Genomic DNA, 17,241 nt, shown 5'->3' with positions numbered 1-17,241 from the left:
CATGGTAGATCGTGTATTGTCAATTAATCCTGGCGCGACTTCAACAAAAATCGGATATTTCGAAAACGATGAGTTGAAGTTGAAGAAGGAATTCACATATTCTTACGATGACGTTGCAAAGTATGAAACAATCATGGATCAAAAAGAATTTCGCTTTCAAGATATTGCTGAATGGCTAAAAAGTGAAAATATGTCAGAAGGCTCTTTGGACGCTGTTGTGGGACGTGGCGGTTTATTACCTCCAGTTAACGCAGGGGCATATGTAGTTAATGATGCAATTATTGACTGTTTGACACATCGTCCCGTTTTGGAACATGCCTCTAATTTAGGAGCGGGTTTAGCTAGAAAGATTGCAAGTGAATTTGGCACTACAAATTGTGAAGCATATATTTACGATCCAGTAACGGTGGATCAAATGGATGATATTGCTCGCATTTCCGGTGTAGCAGAAATCGAACGAAAAAGTATTGGACATGTACTCAACATGCGGGCGGTATGTATGCAAATCGCTGAAAATGAGTTGCAAAAACCTTATGAAGAAAGCAACCTTATTGTTGCCCATGTTGGTGGAGGAAGTTCAGCCAGTGTTCATAAACAAGGCAGAATGGTTGATTTAATTTCAGATGATGAAGGGCTCTTTTCAACCGAACGTTCAGGTGGCCTTCCTATAAAAGAAGTTATTCCAATGTGTTACGAACGCACGCAAAAAGAAATGACTGACTTAACGCGTAAGCAAGCTGGTCTTGTTTCTTACTTTGGTACAAACGATGCTCGTATTGTGGAAGAAAAAGCGAATAATGGCGATGAGAAAGCAAAGCTTGTTCTTGAAGCTATGGCTTACCAAATTGCAAAAACGATTGGTGAATTGGCTACAGTAGTTTATGGGAAAGTTGATGGAATCATTATAACTGGCGGGCTAGCTCATTCTGATATGATCACTGACTTAGTAAAAGAAAGGACGTCTTTTCTCGCTCCTGTCTTCTTAGTACCAGGTGAAGCTGAGTTGTTAGCTCTCGCTAAAGGTGCAAGACGTGTTATCACCGGTCAAGAAGAAGCACATGTTTTTTCTGAACAACCTACAATGAGAAAAAGTTCTTAATTTAAATCTTTAATTTAATTTAAAAAGCCTGAAACTCCAATAGGGTTTTAGGCTTTTAGATTGATGTCTCATTTACATTTTTAATTGCTTTTAATATGATCAATAAACTTAACTGCCGCAGAATTTAATGATTCATCTTTTCTTTTGGCAATACCAATTTCAAAGTAATTAGCTTTATCATCAAGTGGAATCCATTTTAGATTATGGAAATTACTTAACCGTTCAAGAGCTTGTGGTAGAAGGGTTAAGCCACCTGTGGTTAAGGTGTTCTGCAGAAGAACTTCCCAGTTACCGTTTGTGAAAATAATATTTGGTTGAAAGCCCTGTTCCTGACAACGTTCTTTCGTCACTTTCCCAATAACATAACTTTCAGAGAGTGAACAAATAGCATAATTTTTTAAATCGGCTATTTTAATTACTTTTTTATTGGCGAGTGGATGATCAAACGGAACGACTACTGAGACAGAGTAATTGGGATGTGACGTTTTTAAATTTTGAATAGTAATCGAGGGTTCATAAACAGGGAAGGAAATTAGACCAATATCAATTTCCTTATCAGCTAACATTTTTTGTAACTTTATCGAACCACTTTGAATAAAGGAAAGTTCAACGTCAGGATTTGATGTAGTAAAATGAACAATTTGATCCATATATTGCACTGCAAATAAAACAGTTAACCCTACTTTTAATTTTTGATTTTCTTTACGATCCTCCTCTTTCATTTTTGTTAGAAGATTATCTACATTCTCTAAAACCTTGATAGATTCCTCATAAAATACTTGCCCTAATTTAGTTAGTTTTATGTCATTATCCGATTTATCAAACAAGTTAACATTTAATTCTTCTTCTAATTTTTGCATATTCCATGATAGAGTAGGTTGAGTGACGAATAAACTTTTTGCTGCGTCAGAATAACTCCTTGTATTTGCAATGGTAACAAAGTATTTCATTTGTCGAAGTTCCATTAATATCAGGCCTCTCGAAAATAATAATAAACTGCTAGCAAGAGCTAGCGGGTCTCATTTCAATTATACTTTATTTAGATCGTTTTGGACTTGTAAAAGGCATATAAAATGTAGTCTATTTATCATACAAGTTCACAGTTTAAACATATCTAGTTTTAAATTAATAGGTAGTTTCTAATCAATCATTATATTTCTATCAAGCTTTCATTATAATCCAAGCGTAAGCAAATAGCATTGAAGAAAGCTTAAGTTTTATAAGGGAGTTTCATGTTTATTGCATAAAAATACAATTGGTTGAAAAACAAATAATTACCCAGATTACTAAAGAGTTTTGACTAGATAACATAAGTCGTATATAATCTTCTTCGTGTATTAATTTTACTGATTTATATTTATAAGATGAAAGGAATAAATAATGAATAAAGTTACACAAACTCAAGGAGCAAAAAAGAAAAAGTTTCAGTTTCCACATGTATTTGTTATTTTATTTTCTTTAATTGTAATTATGGCAATCCTTACATATATCATTCCGGCAGGCGAATATGATAGACAAATGACCGATGATGGTCGAGAAGTCGTTGTAGATGGAACATATCACCTAGTAGAATCTAATCCTACTGATTTTCTTGGGATATTTCAAGCCGTTCATAAAGGTATGGAAAACGGAGCAGGTATTATATTCTTTATCTTCATTGTTGGTGGGGCATTTGGAATATTAAATGCGACAAAAGCAATTGAAACCGGACTGAGCACCGTATCTAATAAAATGAAAGGCAAGGAAATTCTTATCATACCTGTTGTGATGGTGTTATTTTCTTTTGGTGGTGCAACATTTGGCATGGCAGAAGAAGCTATACCGATGATTTTAATTTTAGTCCCGTTAGCGATTAAATTAGGCTTTGATTCCTTAGTTGGAACATCGATGGTACTGGTCGGTATTTATGCTGGGTTTACAGCTGCTTTTTTAAATCCATTTACAGTTGGTGTGGCATAAGGAATTGCTGATGTGCCTCTTTTCTCAGGAATAGGATTCAGGCTAATTGCTTGGTTTGTTTTTGTAATCATTAGTGTGACTTATGTGATCATGTATGCTCGAAAGATTAAGAAAAACCCTGCGATAAGTAGTATGTATGAATTTGATAAACAACGAAATGTAGAAGAACTCAAGCCGGACAATGAAAAAACATTGGATGCGAGGCAGGCTTTAATATTAGCTGTTTTAGGAATCACTGTCGTCGGCTTAGCGTTTGGAGTCACAATGTTTGATTGGTATATTACCGAAATTAGCGGGCTATTTCTCCTGATGGGCATTATTGTTGGCTTTATTGGAAAACTAAGAGTTAATGAGATTGCTCAAGCATTTGTGAAAGGGTGCGAAGAATTAGTAGTCGGAGCGCTAGTTGTAGGGTTTGCTTACGGTATTCTAGTTGTCCTTGAAGATAGTTTAACAATCGATACGATTTTACATTCAATCTCTAGCGTTTTGGATCGATTGCCAACCAGTTTAACGGCAATTGGCATGTATGTAACACAAAACTTTCTAAACTTCATCGTACCATCAGGAAGTGGGCAAGCTGCATTAACGATGCCGATTATGTCACCACTTGCTGATTTAACCGGCGTGAGCAGACAGACATCTGTTTTTGCATTCCAATTAGGTGATGGGATTTCTAATATTTTAACACCAACCGGAAGTGTACTAATGGCTTCATTGGCATTAGCTAAAATACCTTGGGTGAAGTGGGTTAAATGGGTCATTCCTTTAATTTTAATTCAATTCATTGCTGGGGCGGTTCTTGTAACGATAGCGCATTTATTTGTATGGACAGTATAAATAATGAGAATTTGGTCTGAAGTTGATCCTTTGGCCTCTTGAATGGTCTAGTTTAGACTGGTAAACTAATGAAAATGAAGTGTAAAATAATAGTTAACTAGATAAAAGAGGTAGGATAATGAAGAAAACGTATACGTTAGGGTTAATTAGTTTGATTATGCTTTCACTGTTTGCTGCTTGTCAGTCTGGTGAAGATGCAGATGAATCAGAAGTGAAGCCACAAGAAGAAGCAGTAGAAGCGGAGGCGGCGGAAACAACGGAACCTGTTGCCGTCGAGATATCAGAGTTTGGTGAAGAAGTCGGTTTGACTTTAGAAGAGCTGTCTAGTGAAGTTGAAACGGTATTTTCACTTGAAGGAACAATCGAACAAGCAGATGAGCTAAACGATGATTATCTTTGGGTTACGATCCAAAAAGCAAATAGCATTGAAGAAATTAATAATAAACTACTTGAGCATTACATACCGATTAAAGATGGGAAGTTTAAAGAGAATTTAAACCTTCACAACGGAGAAGGCGAATTTCTAATAAAGGTTCGTTTACCTAGTAATGATCCCGCTGAAGAAGATAAATTTTATGATGTGGCTAACTTTAAAGTAGAGAATCTCGATAAAGAGATCATACGAGATGTCGAATACACTCCCTATAGCTTACAAAAGGAATTAACACTGTCGGATTCCATTACAGGGTGGAACCAAGCCTCTGAAATGATGGAAATCGAGGGTACAGTAAGTGATCAATATGAAGGAAATGTTCTTTTAGCTGAGGTTGAAAAAGAGGGGGAAAAAAATAAAGTGACCATCCCTATTAAAGATGGTTCTTTTAAAGGTGAGATTCCTTTATATTATGGAAAAGGAACCCATTCTATTCAGTTGCAACTATACAGTGATGATAAAGAAGATAAAGAGGGTACTTTTTACGATGCTGCACTTCTTTATGTTAATAACGATTCTAACAAAGAATTCCCTGAAATAACTCAATACGGGAGTTATTTAGAGAGTGGGATGACGTTAGAAACGCCTGGATGGGATATCGAAACAGAGCAAGATCAAATCGAATATCCGATAAAAGGTAGAATTGACAAAGATGCACCTCTAGCAGATACAGTCAGCCATGTCATTGTCAAAGTCCGACATACAAATGATCGTAAAGATGAAGCGACTTATTTTATACCGGTGAAGGATTACGAATTTGAAGGAGTCACCCATTTCCGATTTGGACCAGGAGAATATGAAGTAACGGTTCATGTACCTAAGGAAGAACAAGAAAAGAAAAATGAGTTTCATTTCATTCCAGCTTTATCTATTAAACATGAGGTTAGCAATATTGAAGATAAACGAGATATCTTGCCATCAAGAGGTGTCGAATCGGATCATCCGATCATGATTAAAAAAGCGGGAGAAATTACAAAAGGGTTAAAGGATGATCGTGAGAAAGCAAAGGCTATCTATGAATTTGTATCAAAAAATGTGGAATATGATGTTGAAAAGTTCAAGGATGATATTTTCCATCCTGACGATAGCGCAATAACTACACTAGATTTAGGTTCTGGCATTTGCCAGGATTATACATTCCTAACGACTGCCCTTCTTAGAAGTATTGATATTGAATCACGCTATGTCGCGGGGTATGCTGGTGGTCGCCATGCATGGGTAGAAGCGAACATTGACGGCGAATGGATTGAAATGGATCCGACCTGGGGCGCAGGCTATGTGGATGGAGATGAGTTTCATTTTAAATACAATGAAGACTATTTTGATCCAGACCCAGATTTTCTAGAAGAAACACATACACGGCAAGAACTTTTGTACTAATGTAAAGAACAAAAGCGCGGGTCGCTCGTTTAGCCTCAGGCACAGCTTAAGCAAGAAACCGCAGTGGCGATTTTTGCCAAAGTGCTAGATCCCCTCCTGGAATATGGTTCAGGGGCAAAACCAGGGAGGATAAATCGGGTACCCTCTCTGAAATATGATTCAGGAGCAAAACCAGGGAGGATAAATCGGGTACCCTCTCTGAAATATGATTCAGGAGCAAAACCAGGGAGGGTAAATCGGGTACCCTCCCTGGAATATGATTCAGGAGCAAAACCAGGGAGGGTAAATCGGGTACCCTCTCTGAAATATGATTCAGGAGCAAATCCGGGGAGGATAAAGCAGATGTACTAGCCGGAATATGGTGCGGGAGTAGCTTTTTCCTATATCTAGATTAAACGCCCAGCCTGTTTGAGGCTATATGGGCGCTTTTCTTTATGACAGTAACAATTAACCTTAGTTATTTCTTTGAAAACCCCTCTTTAATCGCTTGAAACAAATCTTTATTCTTTATTACATCATACCCCGTTTGAGCTAAGCTGAGTACCGCACTTGTAATTGCTTCACGACCATCGTCAGTAATCGTTTGATCGGCAAATGCTGTTGTGTGAAAATTCAAATTGGCATCGTTCATTCCAACATATGGGTGGATTGCTGGCACGACTTGGCTCACATTTCCCATATCTGCTGAGCCACCGGGTTTGGCTGCAGGTTTAACAGGACGTGGACTTATTGATTTGAGATTTTTTGTGAAGGCATCAGATAAAGCCTGATTCGTAATCATGTTGTCATAACTAATCTCGTAATTAGACATTTCTACTGTAGCACCAGTCATTAAAGCAGCTCCGTCAGCGATGTTGGTAACTTTTTTCAGGACTTCATCTAAATCCTCACGTTTCTCAGCACGGAAATAAAATTGTGCGACAGCTCTTTCTGGAACAATATTCGCTGCCTGCCCACCTTCAGAAATAACACCATGCATACGAATATCATCCGGAACATGTTCTCTTAATGCATTAATTCCATTAAACAACTGAATGACTGCATCAAGCGCGTTGATCCCATTTTCAGGCGCTGCTGCTGCATGGGCAGCCTTTCCTGTGTAAGCGAATTGGATGGCGTCCATAGCAAGAGTAGCCCCACTTTCTTCAGATTCGCCGGCAGGATGCACCATCATGGCTACATCAATATCGTCAAACGTACCTTGTTCACTCATCGGTACCTTAGCTCCATTTGTCTCTTCAGCTGGCGTACCGAGAACAATCACTTTACCGCCAATGTCTTTTAATTGTTTACTTAAAACAACGCCTGCTCCTATAGCCATAGTAGCAATTAAATTATGCCCACATCCATGACCAATGCCGGGCAATGCGTCATATTCAGCCAAAAAAGCAATCGTCGGTCCGTCTTTTTCTCCCTTGAATTCAGCTCGGAAAGAGGTTGGCCGATCAACAAGCCCTGTTTCAACCTCAAAATCATGCGAACGAAGGTAGTTTACTAGTAACTCCATCGACTCATATTCTTCATCTCCCAGTTCCGGGTGATCATATAATTGCTTACTTATATGAAAAAAATCCTCTTTGATTTTATTGAATTCTTCTTTTAATGACATGCGTATTCCCCCTAAAGTGACAAAAATCTATTTATAAATTATATCATATAGCAACCAATGGATGGGAAAAGTTGTTTGGTCCCGTATTTTTAGAGATTAATACTCATTTTAATAAAAAAGCTATTGCACCTAACGTAACGTAATGTTGTATAATAGGGAATATTAAAAATAGTCAAGGAAGAAGGAAGTGCATGTATTCAATCGGTGAACTTTCAAAAATTAGTGCTGTAACGGTCAGAACATTGCGTTATTATGATGAAATCGATCTATTAAAACCCTCTGACATTCGAAAAGGAGGTCGGCGTTACTATGATGACTCTAATCTCACCACTCTCGAATATATATTGACGTTAAAAGAAATCGGATTTGATCTTAACGAAATTAAACAATTGCTTAAAGAGAGCGTACAGAACCCTAGAGATTTGCTAGAAATGCGCCTTAAATTTGTAGAAGAACAGCTTGATGAATTAAGTAAAGCCAAAAAGAAGATAACGACAGCAATACAATTATTTGATATTGGAAATTATGAGCATTTGGACGATGTATTTAGTGGGATGCAAATGGATCAAAAGACGAAAAATAACATAGCAAAAGCAAGGCAAAAGAATTTCACATCCGAGGAGCAAGCACTGATTGCCAACTTGCCACAGTTTGGGGAAGATCGTCCTATAACTTGGGAATGGAGCAAATTATTAAGAGATATAAAACAGGCAATTGAAGTTGGAGTACCTGAAAATTCTCAACAGGCACTAAAGCTTGCCGGTAGGTGGAGCAACTTAACGTTGGAGATGTATGAAGGAGACGCAAAAACGGCTCAAAAAGCATGGGATGTTCATAGGAAGCAAGGAAATATCGGCTTTGCGAATTTCAATGAGCAAGCTGTAAATTACATTGAAAAAGCAGTGTACTACTATTTTTATGGAGAAGGGGAGAAAAACAAATGAATAGAAAACTTGCAGCAGCCGATATAATTTTTTATATGGCCTTACCGTTTATTATTTGGAATTATGGAAAAGGGTTTCTAGGTGACTATTTGGCTATGCTCCTATCGACAGTGCCTGGATTCATTTATACGATTTATCGATTTTGGAAAGAAAAACAATTCAATATTGCTGGTCTATTCATTATTAGTTCGCTTTTATTGAGTACGGTAGTTGATCTCGCTTCAGGATCAGCTGAAAACATGATTTGGAATGGGATTTATTTAGGATTATTTTTTACGTTTATACATATGATTACCCTAATCATAAAACGTCCTCTCGCTCTTTATTTCGCTGTAGATTTTGTTTACTTACAGCAAGGGCATCCCCGAGAGCAGAGTAAGAAGCTATTTTATCAACCAGGGATTTTTAAATGGTATCAACTGATTCAAAGCATATTTGTAATCCGAGGCCTTTTCATGGCAGGTCTTAAAACATGGTTACTCCAAAAATATGGTGTAGATGGCTATGGCGGTATGATTCTATATCGACAAGTAGCAGGCTGGACGTTCGGCGCGTTGATTATGGGGCTATATTTTTACTCAAGTGTTCCCATTAATAATTACTTGAAAAAACTACATGGAGTTAAAAAGGAGGAAGCCACTTCTACATGATAATGATTTTTATACCTTGAAAAATAGATCTGAGGCAGACTTGATTTAATTCAGCTGCCTCACGGGTTTGATTCAGTAAATGCAATTATATTCATCATGCGCCACTATCATCAAGAGATCTATAACTTAAACGGATCCACACCCCCGCGTTTTTCCTTCATATATTGACTTACTTCCTGCTCAGTCAGTCCCATCTTCACCAAGCCCCTCGCAATCGTTCGAATATAAGCTTGAGCAGGTTCTTTAATCTTTTGTTCGCTCATTGGCACGTTACTCGTAAAAGTAAAAATAGGCGCCCCATCTTTTTCGCCCAAATACATAATACGACCGTACCAACCGTCCGTGATTTTAGCGGCACCTTCTCGAATAACTTTATCCAAATCAATATCCAAACCTTGTTCATTATTTTCCTGTGCCACCACTTCTTTAAATTGTTCGTTCGTAATTAGGAACTTTCTGCCAATTGTTACTTCATCGTCAACAGGATGATGGTCAATAAATGCCACACCACCCTCACCCCATTTACTTCTTTCCTTAGAAAAATAAAGTGGGTAAGGAATTTCCATTTTGACGTTTTCCTTCGGCGGTGTTTTATCAAAACAACCTAACTCATTCTTCGTCGATCCCTCAGGCGCACCACCCTCGATATAACATAGAAAACGGTCAACCGACAAATTCGACCCATAACTTAAATACCACACATCCACAACACATACCTCCTACTTAAACAATTTCTTCAACAAACCAAAAAAGCCGACAGTCGTTTTATTATAAACCTTATTATAAGCATATTTCTTAGGATTACGGAGATACCCTTTACCGCGTGGCATCTTCATTCCCGTACGATGAATCACTTGCCTCTTAATACTCGTTCTAGCCGAAATGCTCCGTTTTAAACTAGGTTTGCGTATTCCGAACTTCATAGCTTTAACCCCCTTACCCGCATTATAGTGTTAGGTGCCGTCACGATACAATGAATAGCACTCCAACAATGGATCGATTTACTTTTCCCCGAAAGACAACCATTCAATGGCTTTTTTAGAAAAATCTTTATGCAACCATGCTGCCCGGAAGTAGAGCGTCGCGTCACAAGAAAAACACAATCAACTGCGCGGCGACGGCTACAAAGATAAGAGCGAAAGGATAAGCGGCAGCATAAGCAATCGCTGGATCTTCCGCGTCAATCAGTTGGTTGAGTGCTCCGAGTCCGGGCGTACTTGTCATGCCACCACAAAGGGCGCCTAGGGAGTGAACAATACTTAGTTTGAACATTTTCTTTGCGATAAAATAACCAATAATAACCGGCATAATGGTGATTAAGGTTCCACCGAAAACAAGCTTGAGGCCTTCCGTTTGGATGACTTCTACTAATCCTTGGCCAGCGGTTGTTCCCGCTCCAGCTAGAAATAAAACGAGGCCAAGCTCTTGTACGACAAGATTGGCGGGACCGTAATAACGCACATGGACGGGGCCCAGTTTTCCAAAATGTCCGATGATAAGCGCGACGAATAAGGGGCCACCCGCTACGCCAAGAGTGATGGTTCCAAGGCCTGGCAAGTAAATCGGAAGCATGCCGACCAAGACTCCGATGAGTAATGTCAGACTAATGGAGAAGATATGCACGTTAGTGACGGTTAGTTTTTGCTTGGCGAAGAGTTGTTCGACTTCATCAAGTCTATCTTCAGTACTAACAACGGTTAACATGTCACCACGGATAAGTGGCATGTTTGGATTTTGATTCAGTTCGATGCCGTTTCTAACAATACGAGTGACGGTGGTACCGAAATCATGTCGAAGTTTTAAATCTTTAATGGATTTCCCCACAATATCATCTGCTTCAACGGTAATTTTTCGCAGCTGAATATTGTCTGGGTTATCGAGTTCAACGGCCGCTTTTTCACCCACATAATGAGTAAATGCTTCGAGTTCAGGCTTGATACCAACAGCAACAAGTTTATCACCAAGGAGAATGACTGTATCACTTAAAGCAATATTGGTATGACCATTACGAATGACGCGGCTAATGACCACTGAACTTTTATGAAAAGCAAGTTCTTTTAATGTTTTTTTATCTAAATCTGGATTGGTCACTTTAATGGTTGCCACGATAGGTGGATGAGCGCTCTTAATCGGATTATTCGCTTTTTCAAGGTCTTTCTTTAAATCAGTTTTTAAAAGTCTTGGCAAAAGTTGTACGAATAACACGACAGCGAGGACACCGAATGGGTAGGCAATCCCATATCCCACTGAAGCGAGCGGGTCGTTTGTTGCTTGTAAGGCAGCGGCGAGTCCTGGAGTACTTGTGAGGGCGCCAGTCATCAAGCCGACACTTAATGGAGCGGATAAATGGAACACTTTTGCTACAATTACAGTTGTGATGACTGATATTAAAATAATAGATAAAGAAATAAGGCCAAAAATCATCCCTTTTGACCGCATCATACGGAAAAAACGGGGACCAGCTTGGAGTCCAATAGCGACAATAAACAGACTAAGTCCTAAGTTTTGAACGATCGGCGACACTTCATAGCCAAAATGCCCAAAAACCATAGCAACGAGTAGTACACCAGCTGCTCCGAGACTGAGTCCTTTTACTTTTATTTGACCAAGCCATGAGCCTAAGAATAATATAATAAATACTAAGATAAGGGGTTCGTTCAACAAACTGATTATCTGGTCCATCGTTATGCTCCTTCTTGATGCGCTATACTTTTATTTTACTAAATCTAGGATTAAAATAAAGAAAAGACTAGAAGAAACTTTGGAAAGTTTATGTCTTGGTAGATATGTACTGGATATGTGCAAAATAGCAGGGCGGTTTCAATATGTCAATTAGTGATATTAATGCAGAAAAAAAGTGGAGGAAAATCCCAAAAGAAATGCGCGAGCGCTTACTAAGTAATGTTTTTTGTTTGAAGTGTAGGGTAACGACCATTGAAGATTATTCTGTTTTTGATGAGGATAATGGTATTTTGCTCCAAGGGAAATGTAAAACATGTGGCGGAGAAGTGGCTCGTTTAATAGAAGATGAATAAGTGGAATGATGCTGAGTTAGGTTTTATGGTGAGTATTGGGAAGGGGGAAGTTATCCCTTCCCTTTTGAGTTGCGTGGGAAAAATTCAAGATGCTCGTTCTGCTTTCGGTAGACTTTTCTGCCTCATAGCATTGATATAGGGCAAGAAAAAGGCAATAATCATGCCTGAGAATAAAGCGTTGGCTAGTGTGCCAATGCCAATCGGTCCGCTAAATAGAAAGGCGACAATTACAAGTGTTGCGTTGATGGCAACACGTGCATTGGAAACATTCCATCCCGTTAGTTCGGATACGATTAACATCGACCGATCCATTGGATTCGGAGCAATGTTTGAATGTAAATAAGTCGCTATCCCTAATGCGCTGAACAGAAGACCGAGGATGAGAACAATAGTCTGTCCACTCCAAACTGTCGGTGCCAAGTGATCCTGGATGAGGAACAACCAAGTGTCGATGCCCACTCCAGTGAGGAATGATGTGAGAAAAGCTACGTATTCCGGCTGTTTTTTCTCGGCCAACGCATTTAATAACAACATCGTCGTACCCACCACAATTTCCCAGCTTCCAATCGTGAGTCCAAATGTTCGATATAGTCCAACGAGAAGCGCGTCAAACGGCGACGTCCCAAGCGCAGATTGGATGGTCAGCGCGATACCCAACGTTAATATAATTAATCCTATCAAATAAAAATGTAATCCTGCCCGCAAAAGCCTCTGCACAGATGTACTTCACTTCCTTTTAACAAACATACTTCTTCTACCTTATCATAGATAGCGAGGGAATGTTTTCTTTGGTGTAAGTTTTATGTGGTGGGTGACCTGTGATTATGGCGCTCGCGCTGTAAGACGCCTTGGTCGAGCGGTGGAACGGTCAACTCGGGCAGGAATGGCTCCCACTCGGGCGACAACAGGTCCAACTCGGGCGGCATCACCGCCAACTCGCGCACCGCTTTCCTACTAATCTCACAAAAAACTCTCATTCCTACTCAGCCCATCTGAATACTTTTACAATAATCAGAACTCATGGTATCTTTAAGTTAAATAAAGCAGTATCTAAGGGGGAAGGCAAGATGGTTAAAGAGTTAAATATACCTTCACGTATTTTAATGGGACCGGGACCGAGTGATGTTGACCCACGCGTTTTAAAGGCGATGGCAACGCCAATGATTGGTCACATGGATCCGAAGTTTATGACAGTTATGGATGAAGTGATGCAGTTATTGCGTTATGTTTTTCAAACGGAAAATGAGCTGACCGTCGCGATGTCTGGAACGGGAAGTGCAGGTATGGAAACGGTCTTCGTCAACTTGCTTGATCCGGGCGATCAGGTGATTGTCGGAGTAAACGGACTCTTCGGTGAGCGGATGGTTGACGTCGCTGAACGTTGCGGTGCTGAAGTGATTCAAATCCATGCGAATTGGGGCGACGTTTTTACGCAAGAACAAATTGAAACCGCGTTAAAGAATAATCCTGATGTGAAATTCGTGGCGCTTGTTCATGCAGAAACGTCAACTGGTGCTCTGCAACCGTTAGAAGGCCTCGCAGATATTGTCCATGCGCATGATGCCTTACTTATCCTTGATGCTGTGACTTCACTTGGTGGAAGTCCAATTAAAATTGATGAAATGAAAGTCGATGCTTGCTACAGTGGAACACAAAAATGTTTAAGTGCCCCTCCTGGATTAGCACCTGTTACATTCAGCAAGCGTACTTTAGATGTTATGGAAAATAAGAAAAATAAAGTACAAAGTTGGTACTTAGATCTATCGATGATTCGCGATTATTGGGGAAGCGAAAGAGCTTATCACCATACAGCACCAATTAGTATGAATTACGCACTACACGAATCCCTTAGAATTATTAAAGAAGAGGGCTTAGAAAATGCATTTGAACGGCATGAACGTCTAGGAAAAGCACTCCATGCTGGTCTTGAAGAGATGGGCCTTGAGCTTCATGTTGATGAAAAATATCGATTACCCCAATTAACAGCAGTTCGTGTTCCCGAAGGCGTTAATGAAGCAGAGGTGCGCCAAGAACTCTTAAACAATTACTCTATTGAAGTGGGAGCAGGTCTCGGAGCATTAAAAGGAAAAATTTGGCGTATTGGCTTGATGGGTTGTTCATGTAAAGAAACAAATGTGGTTACATTACTAGGAGCACTAGAGCAAATCTTAAAGGATAAAGGTGCGAAAATCCGTCTTGGCGTTGCTATTGAAGCAGCAACAAAGGTCATGTTTCATAAAAAAGTGAATGAGTAACCAAATTGAATAAAATAAAATTGTAAACAGCAAAAAAGTCAGCCTTATCTATGTTTATCACATAAGGGTGACTTTTTCTTTATTTCTAAGCATAATCTCTCCCTGTTCATTTTATTCATGCGAATATTGCTATGTTTAACCATGTTAAAGACTTGGGAACATGCATATTTAAGGGAGGGGAGCAATGATGTCACCAGATCAAATTGGATTTGCTCTATTATATTTAGGTATTTTTATATTAATAGGTAAGTGGCTGAGAGTAAAGGTAACATGGATGCAAAATTTATTTTTACCATCTTCCATGATTGCTGGATTTATAGCTCTTTTACTTGGTCCTCAAGTACTAGGGAAATTAATAGGTTTGTGGGCAGAAGAGGGAAGTTTGCTCACTTCTGGTGCTCTTCCAGATACCATTATAACTGTTTGGGATAAATTGCCTGGACTGATGATCAATATTGTTTTCGCTACTTTATTTTTAGGTAAACAAATACCCTCGAAAAAAGACGTTTTGGATTATGGTGGGCCTCAGCTCGCTTACGGTTGGACGGTCGGTTGGGGTCAGTATGTCATCGGAATTTTATTAATGGTTTTATTCATTACACCAGTATTTGGTTTACCTTCGATGGCTGGGGCTTTAATAGAAATTGCCTTTGAAGGAGGTCATGGGACAGCAGCCGGGTTACAGGGGACTTTTAAAAAATTAGGCTTTGAGGAAGGATATGATCTAGCAATAGGTCTAGCTACCATTGGTGTTTTAACTGGTGTCATTGTAGGCATTATCCTTATTAATTGGGGAGTGAGAAAGCAAAAGACGAAAGTAATCAGGGATGTTAAAGGTTTTTCAAAATTACGAAAGCAAGGCATTATGGAATATGAAAATCGTGAACCAGCTGCTGAACTCACAGTACGCCCTGAATCAATCGAACCCATGTCACTTCACTTTGCGCTTGTAGGATTGGCAGTCATTATCGGTTATATTATTTTGCAAGTATTGATTTGGATTGAATCTGTTACATGGGGAGCTTGGACTGGAACCGAAATTATGACTTACATTCCGTTATTCCCACTCGCTATGATTGGGGGTATTACTTTACAATACATTCTAAGCAAAGTGGATAGAGAACATATATTGGATTGGAAAATGATTAATAGAATTCAAGGATTCGCTTTAGATGTTTTGATTTTAACAGCGATAGGGACCGTTTCGCTAGATATTATCGGCCAGTATATAATTCCATTTCTAACCTTAGCCTTAGCAGGAATTGTCTGGAATGTGTTTACATTCATGTTTTTAGCAAAGCGTATGATACCCGAGTATTGGTTTGAACGTGGTATTGGCGATTTTGGCCAATCGACTGGAATCACAGCAACAGGACTCTTGCTCATGCGTGTAGTAGATCCTGAAAATAAATCACCGGCTTTTGAAGCATTCGGATACAAGCAGCTCGTTTACGAACCGTTTTTAGGCGGCGGTCTTGTAACAGCATTATCCGTTCCTATTCTGTACAATTTCGGACCCTACCCATTCTTGATTTTCTCAGCAGTCATGAGTGTGATAGGATTAGTTGTTGGATTGTTTTATTATGGAAAAAAACGGTGAAAGTAAGATAGCAAATACAACTATCTTGCCTTTCACAACTCACTAATAAAGTGGTAAACTAAAATAAAAGAGCTGCCTATAGAAGTAAGGAAGAAGATTATGTCTAAAACAACCAATCATGTAAAATTTGCATCATGGATCGCTGTCATTCTTTGGATGGCGCTCATTTTTTATTTGTCACATCAACCATCATCCGTCTCAAGTGGACTGAGTTCCGGATTACTCATGTCTATTTTAAATAGAGTTGAAGGAATCATTCCTTTTGAAGGCCTGGATATGGGAACATTACACCATCTCTTTCGTAAAAGTGCCCATTTTATCGCCTATCTGATTTTAGGGATGTTATGCTTTAATGCATTGAAGAAAAGTTATCCACATGCCGTAAAATCAGCCACATTGGCATTCTTGATTTGTGTCCTATATGCAATTTCTGATGAAACTCATCAATTGTTTATTCCCGGAAGAAGCGGGGAAGTCCGAGATGTATTCATCGATAGCCTTGGATCCATTACGGGAATAAGTATTTATTATATGATTGCTCAATTAAAGAAAATAGTGAGTAGCACAAGTAATGAAGAAGCATAATCAAATTTGTCCATATTCTATTCCTCGAGCGGTGATGCGCCTCGGTCGAGAACGAAAGCATCAAACTCGAGCGGCGACGCACCTCAGCCGAGCAGTGACATATCGAACTTTAATTTTCTCACGCAACACTTTAATTAAAGCGGAATCTCCCAGTCTATTTCATCAAGCCCCTCTTGCCGTAAAATTTTATTAGTCCTTGAAAAAGGCTTGCTTTCAAAGAAACCTCGATAAGCAGATAGAGGACTAGGATGAGGAGATTTAATTGTGTAATGCTTATCCAGGTCTATTAATCTCTGTTTATCTTGCGCCGCTTTACCCCATAATATATAGACTACGGAATGTTCCTTTTCATTTAAGGTTTCAATTACTCGATTTGTAAATTGTTCCCACCCTTTCCCTCGATGTGAATGAGCCTGACCTTCTCTTACAGTGAGAACATTATTTAATAATAGAACACCTTGTTTAGCCCATTTCACCAAGTAACCATCACTTGGTGGTGCGATATTCAAATCGCTTTGAAGTTCCTTGAAAATATTGGCAAGTGACGGAGGTTGCTTCACACCAGGTTGCACTGAAAAACTTAACCCATGAGCCTGACCGGCACCATGATAAGGATCTTGCCCAAGAATCACCACTTTAACGTTTCGAAATGACGTATAATGTAGCGCATTGTATATATCTTCCATCGGTGGATAAATTGTTTTAGTCATATACTCTTTTTTCAGAAACTCTCTTAACTCCAAGTAATAAGGCTTTAAAAATTCTTCATTCAATAGAGGTGCCCAATCATTTTTTAAAATTTGTTTCATATAAAAACTCCCTTTTCACAGTTCTTTTACCCCATTATTGCAG

16 protein-coding genes and 1 pseudogene are annotated in these 17,241 nt (G+C 39.1%); 10 read left to right on the top strand and 7 right to left on the bottom strand.

Annotation, left to right across the window (positions count from 1 at the left end):
• Nucleotide 1: 1 nt before the first annotated feature.
• Entirely contained in the window at nucleotides 2-1,099 is a 1,098-nt protein-coding gene (gene buk, locus KQI49_RS10935) for a butyrate kinase (protein ID WP_216488932.1), read from the top strand.
• Between the two features lie 80 nt (nucleotides 1,100-1,179).
• Here the strand turns inward: buk and KQI49_RS10930 are convergent, their stop codons facing one another.
• On the bottom strand, nucleotides 1,180-2,064 hold the full coding sequence (locus tag KQI49_RS10930; RefSeq protein ID WP_216488930.1) for a LysR family transcriptional regulator: 885 nt from the start codon (nucleotides 2,062-2,064) through the stop codon (nucleotides 1,180-1,182).
• Nucleotides 2,065-2,479: 415 nt separating this feature from the next.
• Here KQI49_RS10930 and KQI49_RS10925 point away from each other — a divergent pair.
• A pseudogene (locus KQI49_RS10925) lies at nucleotides 2,480-3,898 on the top strand (YfcC family protein).
• 118 nt (nucleotides 3,899-4,016) lie between these two features.
• Complete coding sequence (locus tag KQI49_RS10920) at nucleotides 4,017-5,711, top strand: transglutaminase domain-containing protein (RefSeq protein WP_216488928.1); 1,695 nt, start codon at nucleotides 4,017-4,019, stop codon at nucleotides 5,709-5,711.
• Between the two features lie 457 nt (nucleotides 5,712-6,168).
• Here KQI49_RS10920 and KQI49_RS10915 read toward each other — a convergent pair whose 3' ends face one another.
• A complete protein-coding gene (locus KQI49_RS10915; protein ID WP_371817562.1) occupies nucleotides 6,169-7,326 on the bottom strand; it encodes a M20 family metallopeptidase in 1,158 nt (385 codons plus the stop codon).
• A 185-nt stretch (nucleotides 7,327-7,511) separates the two neighbouring features.
• Here KQI49_RS10915 and KQI49_RS10910 point away from each other — a divergent pair, with 185 nt between their 5' ends.
• A complete protein-coding gene (locus tag KQI49_RS10910; protein WP_216488923.1) occupies nucleotides 7,512-8,264 on the top strand; it encodes a MerR family transcriptional regulator in 753 nt (250 codons plus the stop codon).
• Nucleotides 8,261-8,914 (top strand): VC0807 family protein, encoded by a 654-nt coding sequence (locus KQI49_RS10905; RefSeq protein ID WP_216488921.1) that lies wholly within the window; start codon nucleotides 8,261-8,263, stop codon nucleotides 8,912-8,914. The genes KQI49_RS10910 and KQI49_RS10905 overlap by 4 nt, the downstream gene beginning before the upstream one ends.
• 119 nt (nucleotides 8,915-9,033) lie before the next feature.
• Here the strand turns inward: KQI49_RS10905 and KQI49_RS10900 are convergent, their stop codons facing one another.
• The 3 genes from KQI49_RS10900 to KQI49_RS10890 form a co-directional block, all read right to left on the bottom strand.
• On the bottom strand, nucleotides 9,034-9,621 hold the full coding sequence (locus tag KQI49_RS10900) for a hypothetical protein (protein ID WP_216488919.1): 588 nt from the start codon (nucleotides 9,619-9,621) through the stop codon (nucleotides 9,034-9,036).
• A 12-nt stretch (nucleotides 9,622-9,633) separates the two neighbouring features.
• A complete protein-coding gene (locus KQI49_RS10895) occupies nucleotides 9,634-9,837 on the bottom strand; it encodes a hypothetical protein (protein ID WP_216488917.1) in 204 nt (67 codons plus the stop codon).
• A 163-nt stretch (nucleotides 9,838-10,000) separates the two neighbouring features.
• The gene (locus tag KQI49_RS10890; RefSeq protein WP_216488915.1) at nucleotides 10,001-11,596 is read right to left on the bottom strand and encodes an aspartate:alanine exchanger family transporter; all 1,596 of its coding nucleotides are present in this window, start codon (nucleotides 11,594-11,596) and stop codon (nucleotides 10,001-10,003) included.
• 143 nt (nucleotides 11,597-11,739) lie between these two features.
• On the opposite strand from KQI49_RS10890, the gene KQI49_RS10885 reads away from it, so the two are divergent.
• Nucleotides 11,740-11,949, top strand: a complete 210-nt coding sequence (locus KQI49_RS10885; RefSeq protein ID WP_216488914.1) for a hypothetical protein — start codon at nucleotides 11,740-11,742, stop codon at nucleotides 11,947-11,949.
• An 84-nt stretch (nucleotides 11,950-12,033) separates the two neighbouring features.
• Here the strand turns inward: KQI49_RS10885 and KQI49_RS10880 are convergent, their stop codons facing one another.
• Nucleotides 12,034-12,630: a YczE/YyaS/YitT family protein gene (locus KQI49_RS10880; RefSeq protein ID WP_253286798.1), complete on the bottom strand. Its 597-nt coding sequence runs from the start codon at nucleotides 12,628-12,630 to the stop codon at nucleotides 12,034-12,036.
• Nucleotides 12,631-12,751: 121 nt separating this feature from the next.
• On the opposite strand from KQI49_RS10880, the gene KQI49_RS10875 reads away from it, so the two are divergent.
• From KQI49_RS10875 to KQI49_RS10860, 4 genes are all read left to right on the top strand, one after another.
• Complete coding sequence (locus KQI49_RS10875; protein WP_216488910.1) at nucleotides 12,752-12,907, top strand: hypothetical protein; 156 nt, start codon at nucleotides 12,752-12,754, stop codon at nucleotides 12,905-12,907.
• A 109-nt stretch (nucleotides 12,908-13,016) separates the two neighbouring features.
• Nucleotides 13,017-14,204, top strand: a complete 1,188-nt coding sequence (locus tag KQI49_RS10870; protein ID WP_216488908.1) for a pyridoxal-phosphate-dependent aminotransferase family protein — start codon at nucleotides 13,017-13,019, stop codon at nucleotides 14,202-14,204.
• 187 nt (nucleotides 14,205-14,391) lie between these two features.
• Nucleotides 14,392-15,804 carry a sodium/glutamate symporter gene (locus tag KQI49_RS10865; RefSeq protein WP_216488907.1) on the top strand — a complete coding sequence of 471 codons (1,413 nt, stop codon included), beginning with the start codon at nucleotides 14,392-14,394 and terminating at the stop codon, nucleotides 15,802-15,804.
• A gap of 99 nt (nucleotides 15,805-15,903) precedes the next feature.
• A complete protein-coding gene (locus tag KQI49_RS10860; protein WP_216488905.1) occupies nucleotides 15,904-16,389 on the top strand; it encodes a VanZ family protein in 486 nt (161 codons plus the stop codon).
• A gap of 134 nt (nucleotides 16,390-16,523) precedes the next feature.
• On the opposite strand, the gene KQI49_RS10855 is transcribed toward KQI49_RS10860, so the two are convergent.
• The gene (locus KQI49_RS10855) at nucleotides 16,524-17,198 is read right to left on the bottom strand and encodes a uracil-DNA glycosylase (RefSeq protein WP_216488903.1); all 675 of its coding nucleotides are present in this window, start codon (nucleotides 17,196-17,198) and stop codon (nucleotides 16,524-16,526) included.
• Between the last annotated feature and the right edge of the window lie 43 nt (nucleotides 17,199-17,241).

Origin of the sequence: Virgibacillus sp. MSJ-26, from assembly GCF_018918075.1 — a bacterium.
GTDB lineage: Bacteria > Bacillota > Bacilli > Bacillales > Amphibacillaceae > MSJ-26.
The sequence above is the reverse complement of the archived record's forward strand: the minus strand, read 5'-3'. Positions and strand labels throughout refer to the sequence as shown.